General features: G+C 70.3%; 13 protein-coding genes and 2 pseudogenes. 8 read left to right on the forward strand and 7 right to left on the reverse strand.

Annotated elements, in window-relative coordinates:
* The first annotated feature begins 68 nt into the window (after window positions 1–68).
* Both GR130_RS16420 and GR130_RS16425 read left to right on the forward strand, forming a co-directional pair.
* Complete coding sequence (locus tag GR130_RS16420; RefSeq protein ID WP_159505435.1) at window positions 69–338, forward strand: hypothetical protein; 270 nt, start codon at window positions 69–71, stop codon at window positions 336–338.
* Between the two features lie 836 nt (window positions 339–1,174).
* The gene (locus GR130_RS16425; RefSeq protein ID WP_159505436.1) at window positions 1,175–2,410 is read left to right on the forward strand and encodes a SpoIIE family protein phosphatase; all 1,236 of its coding nucleotides are present in this window, start codon (window positions 1,175–1,177) and stop codon (window positions 2,408–2,410) included.
* Window positions 2,411–2,487: 77 nt separating this feature from the next.
* On the opposite strand, the gene GR130_RS16430 is transcribed toward GR130_RS16425, so the two are convergent.
* Window positions 2,488–2,988, reverse strand: a complete 501-nt coding sequence (locus tag GR130_RS16430; RefSeq protein ID WP_159505437.1) for a MarR family winged helix-turn-helix transcriptional regulator — start codon at window positions 2,986–2,988, stop codon at window positions 2,488–2,490.
* 102 nt (window positions 2,989–3,090) lie between these two features.
* Between GR130_RS16430 and GR130_RS41825 the strand changes: the two are divergent.
* Window positions 3,091–3,270 (forward strand): annotated as a pseudogene (locus GR130_RS41825) (hypothetical protein); the annotation flags it as partial.
* A gap of 162 nt (window positions 3,271–3,432) precedes the next feature.
* On the opposite strand, the gene GR130_RS16440 reads toward GR130_RS41825, so the two are convergent.
* Window positions 3,433–4,413, reverse strand: coding sequence for a C1 family peptidase (locus GR130_RS16440; RefSeq protein WP_159505438.1), 981 nt, complete (start codon window positions 4,411–4,413; stop codon window positions 3,433–3,435).
* A 667-nt stretch (window positions 4,414–5,080) separates the two neighbouring features.
* Here GR130_RS16440 and GR130_RS16445 point away from each other — a divergent pair.
* A complete protein-coding gene (locus tag GR130_RS16445) occupies window positions 5,081–6,733 on the forward strand; it encodes a sigma-70 family RNA polymerase sigma factor (RefSeq protein WP_159505439.1) in 1,653 nt (550 codons plus the stop codon).
* 880 nt (window positions 6,734–7,613) lie between these two features.
* Complete coding sequence (locus GR130_RS16450) at window positions 7,614–8,549, forward strand: hypothetical protein (RefSeq protein ID WP_159505440.1); 936 nt, start codon at window positions 7,614–7,616, stop codon at window positions 8,547–8,549.
* Between the two features lie 80 nt (window positions 8,550–8,629).
* Here the strand turns inward: GR130_RS16450 and GR130_RS16455 are convergent, their stop codons facing one another.
* Window positions 8,630–9,184, reverse strand: a complete 555-nt coding sequence (locus GR130_RS16455; RefSeq protein ID WP_159505441.1) for a GNAT family N-acetyltransferase — start codon at window positions 9,182–9,184, stop codon at window positions 8,630–8,632.
* Between the two features lie 106 nt (window positions 9,185–9,290).
* On the reverse strand, window positions 9,291–10,895 hold the full coding sequence (locus tag GR130_RS16460; protein WP_159505442.1) for an amidase: 1,605 nt from the start codon (window positions 10,893–10,895) through the stop codon (window positions 9,291–9,293).
* Window positions 10,896–11,367: 472 nt separating this feature from the next.
* Here GR130_RS16460 and GR130_RS16465 point away from each other — a divergent pair, with 472 nt between their 5' ends.
* Complete coding sequence (locus tag GR130_RS16465) at window positions 11,368–12,507, forward strand: GDSL-type esterase/lipase family protein (protein ID WP_159510020.1); 1,140 nt, start codon at window positions 11,368–11,370, stop codon at window positions 12,505–12,507.
* A gap of 184 nt (window positions 12,508–12,691) precedes the next feature.
* Here the strand turns inward: GR130_RS16465 and GR130_RS41345 are convergent, their stop codons facing one another.
* Both GR130_RS41345 and GR130_RS16470 read right to left on the reverse strand, forming a co-directional pair.
* Window positions 12,692–12,820 (reverse strand): hypothetical protein, encoded by a 129-nt coding sequence (locus GR130_RS41345; protein ID WP_268977895.1) that lies wholly within the window; start codon window positions 12,818–12,820, stop codon window positions 12,692–12,694.
* Window positions 12,817–13,971 carry an ABC transporter substrate-binding protein gene (locus tag GR130_RS16470; RefSeq protein WP_159505443.1) on the reverse strand — a complete coding sequence of 385 codons (1,155 nt, stop codon included), beginning with the start codon at window positions 13,969–13,971 and terminating at the stop codon, window positions 12,817–12,819. Before GR130_RS16470 ends, GR130_RS41345 begins: the two co-directional genes overlap by 4 nt.
* Before the next feature lie 298 nt (window positions 13,972–14,269).
* On the opposite strand from GR130_RS16470, the pseudogene GR130_RS41830 reads away from it, so the two are divergent.
* Window positions 14,270–14,449, forward strand: a pseudogene (locus GR130_RS41830) (transposase); the annotation flags it as partial.
* A 681-nt stretch (window positions 14,450–15,130) separates the two neighbouring features.
* On the opposite strand, the gene GR130_RS16480 reads toward GR130_RS41830, so the two are convergent.
* Window positions 15,131–15,706 (reverse strand): hypothetical protein, encoded by a 576-nt coding sequence (locus GR130_RS16480; RefSeq protein ID WP_159505444.1) that lies wholly within the window; start codon window positions 15,704–15,706, stop codon window positions 15,131–15,133.
* A gap of 546 nt (window positions 15,707–16,252) precedes the next feature.
* Here GR130_RS16480 and GR130_RS16485 point away from each other — a divergent pair.
* Entirely contained in the window at window positions 16,253–17,539 is a 1,287-nt protein-coding gene (locus GR130_RS16485) for a S53 family peptidase (protein WP_236573064.1), read from the forward strand.
* The last annotated feature ends 188 nt before the right edge of the window (window positions 17,540–17,727 follow it).

Raw genomic sequence — 17,727 nt, forward strand, 5'->3', positions numbered from 1 at the left:
ACTGACCCACGGGGATCGGTGGCATGAATTCCCACGTCCATCGTCTGAACCGATAATCGGAGCTAAAAATGCGCATGCGTACCGCTCTCGCCGCTGCAGTCCTGTGTTCGGCCGCCCTGATGGGGTCCGCCGGCATCGCCGCCGCCGATGACGGCGATCACTCGGGCGACCTGATGGGTGTCGGCAACCAGCACATGCACGACCAGGTGGCCCAGGACTCCGACTCCTGGGTCTTCAGAAGCGGCGGGGATGAGGGCGGCAGCGAGCACGCCGGCGGCGACCACGACGGCGGGGACCACGCCAAGGGCAAGGGCGGTGGCGGGAGCCACGGCAAGTAAGGGAAACCGACACCGCCTCGCCCTTCCCCCGGCGTTCCTGCCGAAGGAAGGGCGGGGCCTTTCCACGCATCGACGCCTTCTCTCCGGGTGACGACCGTACGACGGACTTCGCTGGGGCGCTCCGCTGCGATCTGCGGGCGCGCGTCGGTGAGTTCGCTGCGCAGGGACTGCCCCGGTCTACTGCGGGCGGCTGGGCCGGGCAGGAGAAGAGCGTTGCCGGGCCCCGGTGTTGCTGGGCTCGTGCCGCGACCACCGCCATGACTCCAACGACACTCCCGTCGTGCTGCCCGTGAGCGGCCTCCAAGGGGCGTCGATCGGGACGTGGTTGAGTGTGTCGGTCGTCTCGCCCGCGGTTCCGGAAGGTGCGGGAAGAAGCTGCCCTGCCGGTGGGATATGATCATGGCGTAACTTCGGTTCCGCGGGTGAACTACGTTCCCGCGGACGGGAGTCACGCGTCTGTGGTCCAAGGAAAGACGTCCACCAACCGGTGGGAGATGCAGGTGCAAGGCCGGCCGGGCGCTCCAGACGAGGTCCCTGTTCTTCGCGAGCAGGGACCTTTTCGTTTGTCACGTCACCGCACGTGCCGCAGGTCAAGGGCAGGTGGGGGACCGACTTCGGTTCCGCCGGCCGAGCCACGGCCCTCGTACGTGGTGATTGCCGGGCTGCTCGCGGGGTGAAGGGGCGGGTCCGGGCGTGTGCGCGCTGTGTGACGGCTGGTTGCGCAGGGGTGCGGGCCGGGCGGGGCGCCGGCGCGGCGGGTGCCGCAGCGCGCAGGGCGAGCCCGCGGTGCGTAGCGTGGGAACGGAGGGGGCTTCCCCGGCCGAGGAGGCTGGCACGTGAGGCCGGAGCTCGACTACAGAGCGGTGTTCGCCGCGACGCCGAGTCCGTACCTGGTGATGGGTACGGATCTGGTGGTCGTGGACGTGAACGACGCGTACTGCCGGGCCACCGGCCGCTCTCGTGAGGAACTGGTCGGGCTGCACCTGTTCACCGCGTTCCCGGACAACCCGGCGGACCCCATGGCGGACGGGGTGCGCAACCTCGGCGCCTCCCTGGAACGGGTGCTGGCTACCGGGGAGCCGGACACCATGGCGATGCAGCGCTACGACATCCCGGTGCCCGACCGGCCCGGGGTGTTCGAGGAACGCTGGTGGTCCCCGGTCAACACACCCGTCCGCGGATCGGACGGGCGGGTGGCGTACATCATCCACCGGGTCGAGGACGTCACCGCGTTCGTCCACGCGCGGCGGTTTCACCCGGGTGACCACTTGGCCGAGCGCGCGCAGAGCATGGAGGCCGAGCTGTATCTGCGGGCCCGCGAGCTGCAGCGTCTCAACGACGAGCTGCGGTCCGCGCATGCCAGGGAGCGGCAGGTCGCCGTCACCTTGCAGGAGGCGATGCTGCACTCCCCGGATCTCGCCCGGCACCAGGATGTCGCGGTGCGCTATCTGCCGGCGGTCGGCTCACTGAACGTGTGCGGTGACTGGTACGACACCGTCGACCTGGTTGACGGGCGGTTCACGGTCGCCGTCGGCGATGTGGTCGGCCATGGTCTGGAGGCCGCCACCGTCATGGGCATGCTGCGCAGCGCGCTGTCGGCAGCCAGCCGGGCGGTGACCGGGCCCGCGCAGGCGCTGGAGGTGCTGGGCCTGTACGCCCGCTCGGTGGACGGGGCCCTGGCGGCCACCGCGGTCACCGCTTTGATCGACACCCGCTTGAAGCTGATCGTCTATTCCAGCGCCGGCCACCCGCCTCCCGTCCTGCTGCGCGCGCGGGGAGGCTGCCGGCTGCTGGACCAGGCCACCGACCCGCCTCTGGGTGCGCGGCCGGAGCATGTGCCCCGCCCGCAGGCGGGCACCGCCTACCACGCCGGCGACACCCTCGTCCTGTATACCGACGGCCTGATCGAGCGCCGAGAAGAGGACATCGACACCGGGCTGGTCCGGCTCACCGAGGCGCTGGCTCCCATGAGCCGGCTCAGCCCCCAGCGTCTGGCAGACGCTCTGCTCGCGAGGCTCGGAGTGGCCGGGGGAGCCCGCGACGACATCGCCCTCGTCGTCGTGCGCCTTTGAACGTCCGTTTTCGCACGTCCACCTTGGAACGTCGGCTGCGAACGTCGGAGTGCCGTCGTACCGCGTGGTCGGCGAGATCACAAGTCGTCGACGAGCTGGGTGAGGCGGTGGGTGAGTTCCGTGATCGCTGCGCGCTGGTCCGGGCTGAGTTCGCGGAAGGCGCGGAGCTGGCGTTCGCGCAGGCGGGTGCGGTGTTCGGAGAGAAGGGCGGCGCCGGTGTCGGTGAGCGCGACCTGGACGCGGCGTTCGTCGCCGGCGGCGCGGGTGCGGGTGACGATGCCGTCGCGTTCGAGCTGTTTGAGCATGCGGGTCGCGGTGGGCGCGGTGACGCCCGCGCGCTCGGCCAGTTCGCCGACGCCGAGGCCACCGTGGTCGGCGAGCGCCTCCAGCAGCTGGATCTGGGAGAGCGACAGGGCGGGCCGCCCCTGACCGGCCAGTCGGCCGCGGGTGCGTCGTACCGCACCGAGCAGGTCGTGTACGGCCCGGGTGAACGCCTGGAACTGCGGGTCATCCGCCTGCGGCAGCCGGTCGGCGGCCCGATCTGCCGGGGTGGAACCGCTTGGCTGTCGTGAGGTCATGGGGCTACGGTAGCGGCAAGCTAAGAGTTAGCTTGCTAAACATTAGCCATCAGGTTCGTCCTCTCCCACGGCGGCGGCTTCCTCCCCTACGCCGCCCACCGCATCAGCCTCACCCTCCCCGGCCACCAGCGGAACACCGGCGTCGAGCCGGTCATGCACCACGAAACGGCCCTCGCCGAGCTGCGTCGCTTTTACTTCGACACAGCCCTGACCGCCAACCCCGACGCCCTCCCCGCCCTCTTCGCCTTCGCCGACCCCACCCACCTCACCTTCGGCAGCGACTTCCCCTACGCCACCCCCGAAATCTCCGCCTACTTCACCCGGCATCTCGACGCCTACCCTCGACGACCGCCGGCGCGCCGCCATCAACCACGGCAACGCCGAAGCCCTCTTCCCCCGTCTCGCCGCCTGACGGACCGCCTCGCCGCGGCCCGGCCGCTCCTCCTACTTCTTGACGAGCCTGCCGACGGCGTTGGCCTCCCGTACCTGCCTGGCCAGGAAGTCCCAGGAAAGGTTGACGTATCCCCGGTCACCCCAGTTGGTGCCCCAGGAGTTCTCCACCCGGACACCCTGGCTGCCGTAGCCGACGATGGTGACCTCGTGGCCACCGGCGAACGGCTCACCGGCGGTCGGGGAGTACGTGTAGGAGGCGGCTTCACGCGCGGTGAGGGAGAAGAAGCTGTTGTACACCGGGATCGAGATGACCACCGGCTCCCCCTGGGCGAGGGCCGCCCGCACCTCGACCCTGATCCGGCTGCCCGTGTGGAGCGGGGTGTAGCCGGACAGCTTCCACTTCGACGCGTTGAGCTTCTCGCCGTCCGTCGGCTGGGCGGTGTAGTCGAAGTCGCCCTGCCAGTAATGGGACTTGGAGTCGACGCCCTGTGAGGTGGCGATGCGGAAGTGCTGCTGCGGGGAGGTGCCGACGTTCTGCCCCTTGACTATCTGGGAGTAGGTGTACATGGGTGCCTGGGGGCTGCCGGTGATGCCCTGTTCGTGTTCGAGGATGCTGTAGGCCGAGTAGTCGATGGCCCAGGCGACACAGGACCCGACCTGGCCCTGATTGCCGGGCGTGGCCGCGTACTTGGTGAGATCGACACGGGCGGGGAGGGCCTGCCGCTTCCTGCCGGACTCGGTCGGGTCGGCCTTCGGGCGGGGAGCCATGGCCGACAGATTCGGCTCCACGGTCCGGTTCAGCGCGGTCGTGCGCCACGTCGAGTCGGACGGCAGGGCGCCGAGGCCGAACGGATGGGTCTTTCCTCTCGCGTCCCGTGGCTTCGGGGCGGAGGCCCCGTCGTGGCCCGGCCCGACCGTGCTCGCAGAGGAGACCCCGACGGTCACGGCCGCGATCGCGCCGGCTTTGGCCAGCGCGAGGGTGACGCGCGAGGTACCGCTGAGGGACTTCCATTTGTGGGAAGCGCGACGCATTGATGTCCTCCTGTGGTGTGTGGTTGCCGGATGTCGGCGGCGGGCGCCGGTGGCGTTTGCCTGGGCAGGCCGGGACGGTGTCCCGGTGCCGGTGGCGTGAAGAGACGGGACCCGCTGCCGGCCGAGGGCCTGGGCAGGTGTGGGTATGCCTGCGGTCGGCCGGCGGGGGTGGCCGGGAATCCCGAAATGCGTGTGGGGGAGGGATATCCGGGGCCTAGTGGGAGGAATTCAGGGCTTCCGCGACGCTTGTGAACTGGACGCTATCGAAGGCGTGTCCAATGAGCAGAGGAAGTCAGCGGAGCCGGGAGCCGCGGGCAAGTCCAAGTGGCCTTGGTCACCGACGGGTTGGTGTCCCGTGCTCCGAAAGGCCGCGTAAGGGGAGGAGCTGCGGCGGGGTGCGAGGGCTTCTCGCTGGGGGTCGGCCTCGTGAGCGCGGACCTCGCCGGCCGGTTCCTTGCCGCCCGCGTACGGCAATCCTGACGGATGTCCTGAATATTCGGACAACGGCGGCAATGTGGCGCTGATGTGCCGGAATAGCGAGAATCGACGTGGGCTCCGATCGAACCCCGGAAAAACTCTCCGGGTTTCTGTTATCCGGGCCGTCCTGACAGGGTCTCCCAGGTATCGAAGGCATGGAGACCCGTAGCCGCAGAGAAAGAGGACGGACATGACACCCGAACGGGAGGCCGCGGTCATCACGGCCGCGCAGGCGGGGGACCAGAGGGCGCGGGACGAACTGATCGCCGGGTATCTGCCGCTCGTGTACAACATCGTGGGACGGGCGCTGCACGGTCACGCCGACGTCGACGACGTGGTGCAGGAGACCCTGCTGCGTGTCCTGGGCAACCTGGCCGATCTGCGGGACCCGCACCGGTTCCGGTCATGGCTGGTCGCCGTCACGATGAACCAGATACGCCGGCACTGGCGCAGCAAACAGGCGTCGGCCTGCGATACCGGGGTCGACGAGATGGCCGGCCTGGTCGATCCCGGTGCGGACTTCGTCGACCTGACCATCATCCGGCTGGGACTTTCCGGGCAGCGCCGGGAGGCGGCCGAGGCGACTCGGTGGCTGGACGAGGACGACCGCGCCCTGCTGTCACTGTGGTGGCTGGAGGCGGCCGGTGAGCTGACCCGCGCGGAGGTCGCCGCCGCCCTGGAATTGCCGGCGCCGTTCGTCGCCGTGCGGGTGCAGCGGATGAAGGCGCAGTTGGAAGCCGCCCGGGTGGTAGTCCGCGCCCTGCTGACGGAGCCCCGCTGTCCGCAGCTCCATCCCCTGCTCGCCCGTTGGGACGGAGTCCCCACCGCCCTGTGGCGCAAGCGCATCGCGCGGCATACCCGCGACTGCGCGGCCTGTTCGGGCCACCGAAGTGACCTGATACCCGCGCAGAGCCTCCTGGTGGGCTGCGGGCTGGTACCGCCGACCGCCGCGCTCGCCTGGTGGGCGGCCCAAGCGGGCCACAGTACTGCGGCGTTCGCCCCGGTGGCCCAGGCGGTCGTTCCCGGCGGCGACAGCGGCACCACGGCGCCGACCGCGGCGCACCGTCCCACCGGCCGCGGTGGCAGGCGGCACGGCAGTCACCGCCGCCCACCGATGCGCCCGAGAGGGGCCCATCTCCTCGCCGGGGGCGCCGCGGCGACGGCTGCGGCCACCGTCATATCCGTGGCGATCGGCTCCCCGAACAGCGCGCCGCGGACGACCGCCGCCGCCTCCCAGCCGGTAACGGTGCAGTCGGCACCGCTTGCCGACGCGCCACTTCTCACCCCCTCGCCCTCGGCCACCCCCCACCCCACCGCACACCCGAGCCGGACACCGGCCGCCAAGCCCCGGACAGCCTCCCCCACCCCGTCGCACCCCGCACCGACCCGGACCAGCACACCGGCCCCACACCCGGCCCCCGCCTCCGACGCGGTCGCACAGGTTCTCGCCGTGATGAACACCGCACGAGCCGCCCACGGCCTGCCGCCCTACACGCTCACCACCGCTCTCACCCGCAGTGCCACCGGGCACAACACGACGATGGGCAACGGGTGCGGCATGTCCCACCAGTGCCCGGGCGAAGCCGCGTTGGGAGACCGGGAGACCGCGGCGGGCGTGCACTGGGGCGCCGCCGGCGAGAACATAGGCCAGGCGACGGCCGGACTGGACGCCCAGCAGATCGCCACCGCCGCCGTCAACCTCACCCAGGCCATGCTCGCCGAGAAGCCGCCGAACGACGGTCATCGCCAGAACATCCTCAGCAGCACCTTCACCCACGTCGGCATCGCCGTCCACCGGACCCCCGACGGCAATGTCTGGCTCACCCATGACTTCTCCGACTGAGCTGCCGTAGACGGGGGTTGCGGATGGGGCGGGCGCGGTGTGCCGGGCCGCTCGACTGCGCTCCTTCCCTCCCCTCCTACGGCCGAGGAGACTCGGCGGCAGGACCGCGGCGCCCCGGTCTTCGGGTGCGGGTACGTCAGGAACGGCGCGACGGGGGCAGAGGCCAGGGGCGGTACCGGCAGGCGGTGACGAACATCGTGTGGTGGCCCCCGCCACCGACCACGGATACCAGGTAGGGGTATGCTCCCGTCGAGGGTCTCCGGATGCCGCGAGGACCCCGTCCGGCTGTGTGCCGGGTCGATCGGCGAGGGAATGGGGCAGCGGTGAACACTGCGCGGTCGCCCAGGTGGGCTTCGGCCCGGCTGTCGGCGGTGTGCGCGGTGCTGTTCGGGCTGTTCCTCATGCACGGTTCCCCGACCGCCGCCGCGGGGTGCCATGCACCCGTGACGGCGCCCGCACCCATGCACCACGCCCAGACCGCTCGGGCCGGGCAATCCCCGGCAGCCGAGATGGCTCCGGCGATGCCCTCCGCGTCGTCATCCTTGCCTGTGGTGCATCCCGGTCTGACCTCCATGCTCAGCGACCCCGGTTCCTTCTGCGTCGCGACCCCTGCCCGAGACCGGAGCGTGCTGCCGACCGTGTGGCTCCTGGCAGTCGGGGGCCTGACGGTCCTCTTCGGGTGGGCGCTGACGCGGCGGTGTCCGTCGGCCGGGGCTGTGGGACGGCGCGGTCCGCCGACCGGCGGCCGGGCCCTGCTCCTTCGGGTGTGTACGGCGCGGACGTGACAGGACCTCGCCCGAGCCCGTCGTACGGGCCGCGGGCAACGCGCCCTGATCCTCCGCGCGCCGGTGCGGCGCGCACTTCCCGAAGGTTTTCCGTGATGTCGTTCACCTCTCGTCCCACCCTGCGCCGCCGCGGTTTCGCGGTGGCCGCCACCGCGACCGTGCTCGCGCTGACCCTGGCCGCCTGCGGCTCGTCGAAGGACTCGTCCGGCTCGTCCACGGCGGCCAAGGACCACGGTGCGAAGGCATCGGCCTCGTCCTCCGCGACCACTGGCGGTATGGACCACGGCTCGATGCCCGGTATGGACCACGGCGGCATGGGCGACGGCCTGGCCGACGCCAAGGACGGCTACAAGCTGTCGTCCGGCACGGGCGAACTGCCCGCAGGCAAGGACTCCGCATACCGGTTCACGATCACGGCTCCGGACGGCAAGCCCGTCACCGGATTCGCCGTGGACCAGACCAAGCGGATGCACTTCTACGCGATCCGCTCGGATCTGACCGGCTTCCAGCACGTCCACCCGGCCATGGCCGCCGACGGCACCTGGACCGCAGACCTCGCTGCCCTGCGCCCCGGCACCTGGCGGATGTTCGCCTCCTTCACCCCCGACAACGGACCGGGCAAGGGCAAGGACTTCGTGCTCAGCCGTACCGTCACCGTCCCCGGCGACGCCAAGCCGACGCCGCTCCCCGGGGCCGCCACCAGCGCCGAGGCGGACGGCTACACCGCCACGGTCAAGGGGGACCTGATGGCCGGTATGACCCACCCGATGACGGTGGCCATCAGCAAGGACGGCAAACCGGTCACCGACCTCCAGCCCTACCTTGAGACGTACGCGCACCTGACCGCCTTCCACGAGGGCGACGGGGCGTTCGCCCACCTGCACCCGCAGACCAAGGTCAACGGAGACAGGGGCGGGCCGGAGCTGTCGTTCCAGACCATGCTGCCCAAGTCCGGCAACTGGCGGCTGTTCCTCCAGTTCCAGACCGGCGGCAAGCTCCACACCGCCGCGCTCACCCTGCGCGTCAGCTGACACACGGCCGGGGGCGGCATCGCGGTGCCGCCCCCGGGCCGCGGGTGGCCGGTGGCCAGGCGGTCAGCGGCCACGAACCATCAGGTCGTCATCGAGTGCAGCTGGGCGAACTCGTCGGCGAGCATGCCCATCATGACGACATCACGGTGGCGGCCGGCGAGGAACGCGTGCTCACGCAGACGCCCCTCGTCGACGAATCCGAGCCGCCGATGGAGGGCGAGCGACGCCTCGTTGTGCGCGAAGATCCGCACCTGGCACTTGTGGTAGCGGTGCTCGGCGAACATGTACCGGAGCAGCAGCACAGCGGCTTCCGCCGCATAGCCCCTGCGGCGATGCTTGGCGCCGATGGTGACGCCGTACTCGAACCAGCCCGAACGCGGGTCGGCGTGATGGGAGCCGACGCCGCCGACGACGTCCCCCGTATCGACGGCTTCGACCGCCAGCTGGAAGCGGTCGCTGTCCGGATGGGCGGATGCCTGCTTCTCCGCCCAGATCCGATAACTCTCGCCGGATCGGGGTGGGTTCAACAGATCTCCCAGACGCTCCTCATCTTCGGCGAGACGCTGGAACGCCAACGCGTCGCCGGGCTCGATTCCGCGCAGCCGGACACGCTTTCCTACCCAGAACGATGTCATCCCTTATTGGATCATTCCCGGTGGCGCGCGTACAGGGTCTTCGGACGCCGTGGGAACCGCCGGAGGCGGGCGGGCCAGCTGACCGCCTCCGGTCCCATCGCGGGCCCTACCGGGTGCCGTCGCGCCCCACCGACGGCAGGTAGCGCGGTGCTCGCCAGGCATGAAGCCGGTGCTCCACCGCGGCTCCCAGTGACAGGAGTTCGCCGTCCTGGTGGTCACCGGCCATCAGCAGCAGTCCCACAGGCAGCTCGTTCACGGATCCGGCGGGCACCGACAGCGACGGGTATCCGGCCACGGCCGCCGGGGTCGAGGACGGGACGATGTCGTCGTCGCCCCGCGCGCAGTCGGTCGTCCAGGCGGGCGGGTTCGTCGGTGCGGCGATGGCGTCCAGCCGGTGGGCGGCCATGGTCTCGTCGATGGAACGCCGGGCGAGGTCCTTCAACTGGGCACGCTCTGCCCGGTATTGGGGATCGGTGGTGGGTGGTGCGGCGAGGGCCTTCTCGAACAGCTCCTGGCCGGCGAAGCAGGTCCTCTCCGCCGCGTGGCCGCGGTTGAAGGCGATCAGCTCGGCGAGGTTCCGCGGCCCGTGGCGCGTGGCGAGGTAGGCGTCGATGTCCCGGTGGAACTCGCTGAGCAGCGCGGGGAATTCGAGTGCGGCCAGACGCTTCTGGTACGGGGGAGTCACCTCGACCACCTCGGCGCCCGCGCGACGCAACTGCTGCGCGGTACGGGTCATCACGGCATCCACCTCCGGTCCCAGCGAGGGCAGCCGCCACAGGCCGATCCGCTTGCCGTGCAGACTCCTGGGGTTCGTCAACTGCCCAAGAAATGCGGGGCGTTGACCGGCAGATGCGGTGTCGTCGCCACTGAGCACCGCAAGGGTGAGCGCGGTGTCGACCACGTTGCGGGCCATGGGGCCCGCGGTGTCCTGCTCGGCGGAGATCGGAACCACCCCCGCTCGGCTGACAAGGCCCAGGCTGGGCTTGTGCCCGACCACCCCGTTCATCCCGGCCGGGCACACGATGGAGCCGTCCGTCTCGGTACCGATCGCCACCTGCGCCAAGGACGCGGCCAGCGCGGCGGCCGACCCGGCCGAGGACCCGCAGGGGTTCCGGTCGAGTACGTAGGGATTGTGGGTCTGCCCGCCCACCGCCGACCATCCTGATGTCGGTTTCGCCGCACGGAAGTTCGCCCACTCGGACAGATTGGTCTTGCCGAGGATCACCGCCCCCGCCTCCCGCAGACGGGTCACCAGGGCGGCGTCGCGCTCCGGCGGGCTGCCGGCCAGCGCCAGCGACCCGGCCGTCGTGGGCAGATCGCGGGTCTCCACGTTGTCCTTGAGCAGGACCGGGATGCCGTCGAGCGGGCCGCGGATGTCACCGCGACGATGCCTGGCGTCGCTGGCGGACGCCTGGTCCAGCGCTGTCGGGTCGGTGTGCATCACCGCGTTGATCTTCGGGTTGATGTCCTTGATCCGCCGCAGGTAGGCAGCGGTCAGCGCCGTCGAGGTCAGTGAACCGTTCGCCATGCGAGCCTGTAATTCCGGGATCGTCACCGTGTCGAGATCGATTCCCGGACCCGGCTGCACACCGGTCTGCGGCGGACCGCCGACACCGGGTTCGGCCGCAGCCGCGCGTGGATTCGGTGCGCCCGCGCAGAGGGAGCCCGCGACAAGGGCGCCGATCAGCGTGGCAAGGCTCCGCTTCCTCATGCTCCTCATGACGAGCAGCGGACTACAGCGCGGCGTCCCGATGCAAGAGCCTTTCACGCCGCCCTCCCCACAACGGGGCCCCGTTCGTCGCAAGCTCAGGCCGTCTGCTCAACACGCACACCGCCACGCACACCGCCACGCACACCGCCACGCACACCGCTACTCACACCGCAGCTCAGTGACGTCGCGCGCCACAGGCCGTCGCACCACCGCCGTCCGTACGGAGACCGTCGCGGACGGCCGGCTTCAGGGGCACATACGGGGCACTCGCGCAGAGGCGCCGGTACGGCGACACCAGGCCGACACCACCACAGAGATCCCCCCGCGATCCGTCACGGGACAACCTCTAGGCTGCTCCTGGGGGCGTGCTTGAGACGTTCCGACGCGGGTCGGCGTGCTCGCTCCTCCAGGGACGTGGTGTCGTCTGACGTCCTATCAAGTCCACGAAGGGGCAGGAGTGGTGACGGTGGCCATGCGAGAGGTTCCGCTGGTGGGCGGGCCGGTGGAATTACGGGGTGCACTGGACCTGGAGACCACGCAGGCGGGGGTGATGCCGCGCCGGCTGCCCGCGTGGACCAAGGAGCAGTACCAGGACCCGTCGGTGTACGGGGTCACCGTGATGCCTTCGGGCGTCCGCTTGGTGTTCCGCACCGATGCGCGTGAGGTGGAGTGCGACGTACTCACCTCCACGGGGCAGCTGGACAGCGACCCGCAGCCCCGCCCGACGGGGATGGTGGAACTGCTCGTGGACGGCGCCCCGGCCGGGCGGCAGCAGGCGCCGGTGGGCAACGTGCTGCGGATGGCGGGGCCCGGGGCCGCGCAGCGGCTGATCCCGGGCGAGCCGGGGACCGTACGGTTCGCCGGGCTGCCGGCCGGGATGAAGACCGTCGAGCTGTGGCTGCCGCAGCAAACCCCCACGGAACTGGTGGCGTTGCGGGCGGACGGCGAGGTGCTGGCGCCGTTGCCGGACGGCCGGCGCCGCTGGGTGCACCACGGCAGTTCCATCAGCCACTGCATCGACGCCGACGGCCCGACCGGCACCTGGCCGGTGGTGGCGGCGTCGCTCGGGGGAGTGGAGGTGATCAACCTCAGCGAGGCGGGCGGTGCGGTGCTGGACCCCTACGTCGCCCGGACGATCCGAGATATGCCCGCCGATCTGATCAGCCTCAAGCCAGGCGTCAACGTCGTGAGCCTGGCCGCTTTCCGGCTGCGGACGTTCGGCCCGGCGGTGCACGGGTTCCTGGACACGATCCGGGACGGGCATCCGGACACCCCGCTGCTGCTGATGTCCCCGGTGAGCTGCCCGGCGTTCGAGCACACTCCCGGGCCGGCGGGGATGGGCCCGGACGGCAGGTTCACAGCTCTGGGCGACCCGGCCGATACGGCCGCCGGGGCGTTGTCGCTGACGGTGGTCCGTGCCGAGCTGGCCCGGATCGTGGCGGTCCGACAGGCACACGATCCCCATCTGCACTATCTGGACGGACGCGAGTTGCTGGGCCCGGACGAGGTGGACGACCTGGCCGACGGCCTGCACCCCAACGCCGCCGCATACCGCCGGATGGGCAAGCGGTTCGCCGCCCACGCCTTCGCGGACGACGGTCCCTTCCGCTGAGCGACCCGGGCTCCGCACCCGCACCAGGTGAGCGCTGGATCCCGTCCGCAACGGCCCTCAACCGGGTGCGGTTCGCCCGCTGTCCGCCGGTGACGATCACAGGGTGGAGTCGGCTGCGATGTCCTGGTCGATCGCGCCCGCGGCATCGGTTCGCCCGGAGGCGGGGGCTTCGTCGTCCGGGAGTTCAGTGACTCTCGCGGTACGGGCGGTCGACGTCGTGCGGGGTGTCGCGGGCGAGCCGGCCGGCCGCGCGGTGCCGCCGCTGGGAGGAGGCGGCCGGCACCACGTCGGCCCTGACGCGCGTCGCGGTCATCCGGAGACGGCCTGGCTCCAGCCCTGGGAGATGGCGAACTCGGCACTGTTCTGCTGGGACTCGGTCGGGAAGGTCGGCGTGCCGGAGACCTTCGGCAGCTTCGCCGCCGCGGCCTTGTCGAGCGTGCCGGCCTTCTCCATGGCGGCCATCAGAGCCGGGCGGGCGTATCCCTTGAGCCTGAGGTTCTGGCCCTCGGCGCTGTAGAGGTACTCCTGCCACAGGCGCGCGGCCGCGGGGTGCGGCGCATCCTTGTTGATGGCCTGCGCGTAGTACTGGGAGAACTGGCCGTCCGAAGGGACCGTGACCGTCCAGTCGAGGCCCTTGGCCTTGAGCTGGTCGGTGTACCCGGTGTTGAGGTAGTCCCAGTCGATGCTGATCGGCGTCTGGCCCTTCTCGATGGTGGCCTCGGTCGACGCGACGGACGTGAAGTTGCCGTTCTTCTTCAGCTTGCCGAAGAAGTCTATGCCGGGCTGGATGTCTTCGAAGGAGCCACCGCTGGCGAGGGAGGCCGCGTACACGGCGCCGAAGGCCGAACCCGACTTGCCGGGGATGCCGTTGAGCGCGACCTGCCCCTTGTACTGCGGCTTGAGCAGATCCTTGAAACTGGTCGGGCAGGTCTGCACACGCTTGGCATCGCAGCCGAAGGATATGTAGCCGCCGTAGTCGTTCGACCAGCGGCCGATCGAGTCCTTCTGGTCATCAGGGATGTCATTGAAACCGGCGACCATGTACGGCGCCAGCAGCCCTTGCTGTGCGGCGCTCTGCGCGAAGGAGTTGCCGAGGTCGAGTACGTCGGGCGCGGTGCTCTGGCCCTTGCGCGAGGTGACCGCACTGATCTCGTCCTGGCTGGCGCCCTTCGGGTTCTCGACCTCGACCTTGATGCCGTACTTCTTCTCGAAGCCGTCGATCACGGCGCCGTAGTTGGCCCAGTCGCGGGGCAGCGCGATCGCATGCAGCGTGCCCTCCTTCTGGGCCGCCTTGGCCAGGGCGTCCATGCCGCCGAACGCCACGGCCGTGGTCGCGGTGGCCGCGCTCTGTCCGTCGGTGGTGGTCGATGCGTCGGAACTCGCGCTACAGGCGCTGAGGGCGAATGCGGCGGCGGTGGCGAGGACGCCGGTGAGGGCGGCGGTTCTCGGCAGGGGCACGGTCACGGTCTCTCCAGGGGTACGCACAGAGATTTGAGGGGTTTCATGCGGGGCCACACAGGGGATGCACGTGGGGGGTGAGCACCTGTCCGATGTTGTAGCTGAACAAGCTGGGCTCAGTAGGCCCAACTATGGTGTACGGCAGGTAAACATTGGTGAAACTAATGGCTCCCATTGTCTCGCGATCGCAGCTCAAAGGGGTCATCCCGGCACCACGTCCAGGGTGTGTCCGACGGGTGAGGTGACTGGCCCTTCAGTGGATCAATCGGTTCGCCGTGGAGCGGGGCGATATGTCCGCTGATGAGTGGGTTTGTTCGGAGTCGCACCTACCGAAGCGCCTGGGGCGGGCGGGCGGTTCAGTGATCACCGCACCGCCGTCAACGGCGCTCCCTTCCGGCTGCGGACCGGCACTCCGAGTCGGGATCCGCCCGCCGGGTTCGGTGAGGGGAAGACGCCTCATGATCGTCACGGCCGGTGGTCTGCGGACGGCATGGGGGAGTGGATCCTGCAGGTTCCACCCCTACCCTCACCGGTCGTTGAGAGTTTGCTGCAGCCTGTGCCGGAAGCGTGGGATCTGCCTGGTTCTGCGCGGAAACCATGGAAGATGTCGCATAGCAGACCCGATGCGGGGCTCGGCGGCGAGGCCCCGTCCTGCGCATCCCGACAGGGACGACCCATCGGACGCGTCCTGGCGTGGATCGGTCTGAGGCGATGGGCAGGGGTCGCGGCGGTCGGCGTTGAGTGCCGCCATACCGAAGGCCGGCCCACCTACGATGAACCAGGGGTTCCACAGCACCAGGGTCCAGAACCGTTGCCCCGCACTCACACTGCCGTCCAGGTGCGTCACGTCTGTCAGCAGCAGGAACTCAACAGCGACGCCCCTGGCCAGCAGGACGAGGCTGACCCCCAGCCCAGCCACTTCAAGATCCGCCGCGCCACCCCGCGCGGACGTGACCGGGCGAGTAGCCATGCCGGCGAGGCGCCGACCAGGCAGGGAGTCCCCACACCCCACAGACCCGCCAGGACGAACCAGAGCGGGCGCACGGTGGCGAGTTGCTGCCCGGCGGAGACGCTCAACCCCACGCCCCACCGGCCGGCCGCCGCACGACTTCCGCACGGTCGCCGTACGGGAGTTGGGGCGCCGCGGATGAGGTGCGCCGACGCCTCAGAAGAGCAGCCCGGCGATCAGCAGCACGAAGAACAGGGCGAAGGAGGCGACCGCCGCGATGGCCGCGCCCGCGGACAGCCTGCTGAGGACCAGCAGCAGCACGCCCCACGGTTGGGGGTTGGCCCGTAGCGGTACGCCCTTCTCGACCGAGACCCGCCGGGGCATCGCGCACAGGAAGAGCAGCAGCAGGGCCGTGCCGCTCACGATGCCGAGGGCGACCGCGAGAACGATCGCGGCCCTCGGCGGATCGGGTTGGGTGTACCCGCCGTCGGAGCGGAGCTGCAGCCTTGTCGGACTGCCGCCGATGCGCCGGACTTCGTAGACGTGCGCCGAGGTGTCGGTGTACCTGCCGCTCCGCGCGATGAAGGTGCCGGTGCACTCGCGATGGGTGCTCTTGCCGCTGCCGGCGGTGAAGCAGTGCGCGGCGGTGAGGGTGCCCGGGGTGCCGGCCAGGGCCGCGTGATAGGTGAACGAACTCCAGGCGAAGGACGTCAGCCAGGTCGCCAGGGTGAGTATGCCTGCCGCGAGGAGCAGACCGAGGGCGGTCAGCGACAGACCGGGCTTTGATCGCATGTCTGCGTTATACCTGCGGTCGGCCTGTGGCCTGCGGGCAGGCGGCGGGTCCGGCGGATCTCCACACGGCTCCGATCCGTCCGCGTTCGCGCTCCGATCCGTCCGCGTCCGCACCCTGATCCGTCCGCGTCCGCGAGGTGGCGCGGGGCGATGAGGTGGGCGGACGGGCGGATTCCGTCCGGCGGTACGTGACGATTCCGCGGCGGGCAAGGGTGCTGATCGCCGCTACCCGATGGGCAGTTGACGCTCGTGATCAGCGCGGCCTTCACGGCGAAGCCGTTCCGCGGACCCAGGGAAATCCTTTGCCGTAGCCCGGTTTCTCCTTGACGCAGGGTTCACTACTTTTCAATAAAGCCACCACTGACAGGGGTGGCATCGCTCAGTGCACGTGCGCAACTCATCACCGGCGGCTTGGCGCATCCCTGATAGAACGTCACATCCGTGTGCCGCTGATATGTCATGTTCTTGACAGTTCCCGAGAACGTGACCTCGCAGACGTCCCCGGAGTGCCGGCTGCCGGCCCTTCCCCCTACGGAGGTCGTTCCCATGCGTTCTCTGCGAAAGGGCAGATCCGACCGCACGAGAGGACTGGCGCACCGCGCCGTCCCGGTCCTGCTGTCGGCGACAACCCTCGTGATCGGCGGCGTGATCGCCGCCAGCCCGTCCAGCGCCGCGGTGGCGCCGGCAACCCACGCGTCCCCCACCGTCTCCGCGGCCCACGCCAAGGTCCATATCCGTCAGTTGTGCGCGCACCCGTCGCAGCCCGGCTACATGGCCTGCAACGCGGTGGCCCGCACAGACGTCAAACAGCCGCTGTCCCTGGGGCCGGACGCCGCCCCCGCCGGCTACGGCCCCAGCGACCTGCAGAGCGCGTACAACCTGCCCCAGTCGGGCGGCAGCGGCCAGACCGTGGCGATCGTCGACGCCAACGACGACCCCAACGCCGAACAGGACCTGGCGGCCTACCGCGCCCAGTACGGGCTGCCCGAGTGCAGCACCGCCAACGGGTGTTTCCAGAAGGTCGACCAGGACGGCGGCAGCAACTACCCGGCCCCGGACGCGGGTTGGGCCGGCGAGATATCCCTCGATGTGGACATGGTGAGCGCGGCCTGCCCGTCGTGCCACATCCTGCTGGTCGAGGCGAACAGCGCCAGCATGGACGACCTGGGGACTGCGGTGAACCGCGCGGTCACCATGGGCGCCAAGTTCGTCTCCAACAGCTACGGCGGCTCCGAGGACTCGACCGACCCCACGTCCGACGAGAAGTACTTCAACCACCCGGGCGTCGCCATCACCGTCAGCTCCGGTGACAGCGGCTACGGCGTCGAGTACCCGGCGGCCTCGCAGTACGTCACCGCCGTCGGCGGCACCTCACTCCAGCAGGACAGCAGCGCCCGCGGCTGGACCGAGACCGTCTGGGGCTCCAGCGCGGGTGGTAACGGCGCCGGCTCCGGCTGCTCCCAGTACGACGCCAAGCCGTCCTGGCAGCAGGACACCGGCTGCAGCAACCGCACCGTCGCGGACGTCGCCTCCGTCGCCGACCCGGCCACCGGCCTCGCGGTCTACGACACCTACCAGGCCAGCGGCTGGAACGTCTACGGCGGCACCAGCGCGTCGTCCCCGTTCATCGCCGGCGTCTACGCCCTCGCGGGTACCCCGGGCTCGTCCGACATGCCGGCCTCGTACCCGTACTCCCACGCGTCGGCCCTGAACGACGTCACGTCCGGCGCCAACGGCACCTGCTCGCCCTCGTACCTCTGCACCGCGGGCACCGGATACGACGGCCCGACCGGCCTCGGCACCCCGAACGGCACCGCCGCCTTCACGCAGTGAGAGGGCGTGCCGCGGCGCAGGATGCCGTGAGATGCCGTCAGATGTCGTGAACAGTCGGTGACGCGGTAAGTCGTCACATCGTCGCCGATTGCCACAACCGATCGTCACAGTCCGGCGGCCTTCGAGGCGCCGGACTGTGACACGGAACCGTGAACCGTGGGTGCCGGTCGACTGGGGAACGCCCCGGT

This window comes from Streptomyces sp. GS7 (assembly GCF_009834125.1).
GTDB lineage: Bacteria > Actinomycetota > Actinomycetes > Streptomycetales > Streptomycetaceae > Streptomyces.

Bases quoted from the DNA above. Each gene is read 5' to 3' on its own strand.
- GR130_RS16450 (WP_159505440.1), top strand. From the start codon at position 7,614: ATGTCGTTCACCTCTCGTCCCACCCTGCGCCGCCGCGGTTTCGCGGTG.
- GR130_RS16430 (WP_159505437.1), bottom strand. From the start codon at position 2,988: ATGACCTCACGACAGCCAAGCGGTTCCACCCCGGCAGATCGGGCCGCC.
- GR130_RS16455 (WP_159505441.1), bottom strand. From the start codon at position 9,184: ATGACATCGTTCTGGGTAGGAAAGCGTGTCCGGCTGCGCGGAATCGAG.
- GR130_RS16485 (WP_236573064.1), top strand. From the start codon at position 16,253: ATGCGTTCTCTGCGAAAGGGCAGATCCGACCGCACGAGAGGACTGGCG.
- GR130_RS16420 (WP_159505435.1), top strand. From the start codon at position 69: ATGCGCATGCGTACCGCTCTCGCCGCTGCAGTCCTGTGTTCGGCCGCC.
- GR130_RS16460 (WP_159505442.1), bottom strand. From the start codon at position 10,895: ATGAGGAAGCGGAGCCTTGCCACGCTGATCGGCGCCCTTGTCGCGGGC.
- GR130_RS41345 (WP_268977895.1), bottom strand. From the start codon at position 12,820: ATGACCGCGACGCGCGTCAGGGCCGACGTGGTGCCGGCCGCCTCCTCC.
- GR130_RS16465 (WP_159510020.1), top strand. From the start codon at position 11,368: ATGCGAGAGGTTCCGCTGGTGGGCGGGCCGGTGGAATTACGGGGTGCA.
- GR130_RS16445 (WP_159505439.1), top strand. From the start codon at position 5,081: ATGACACCCGAACGGGAGGCCGCGGTCATCACGGCCGCGCAGGCGGGG.
- GR130_RS16480 (WP_159505444.1), bottom strand. From the start codon at position 15,706: ATGCGATCAAAGCCCGGTCTGTCGCTGACCGCCCTCGGTCTGCTCCTC.
- GR130_RS16440 (WP_159505438.1), bottom strand. From the start codon at position 4,413: ATGCGTCGCGCTTCCCACAAATGGAAGTCCCTCAGCGGTACCTCGCGC.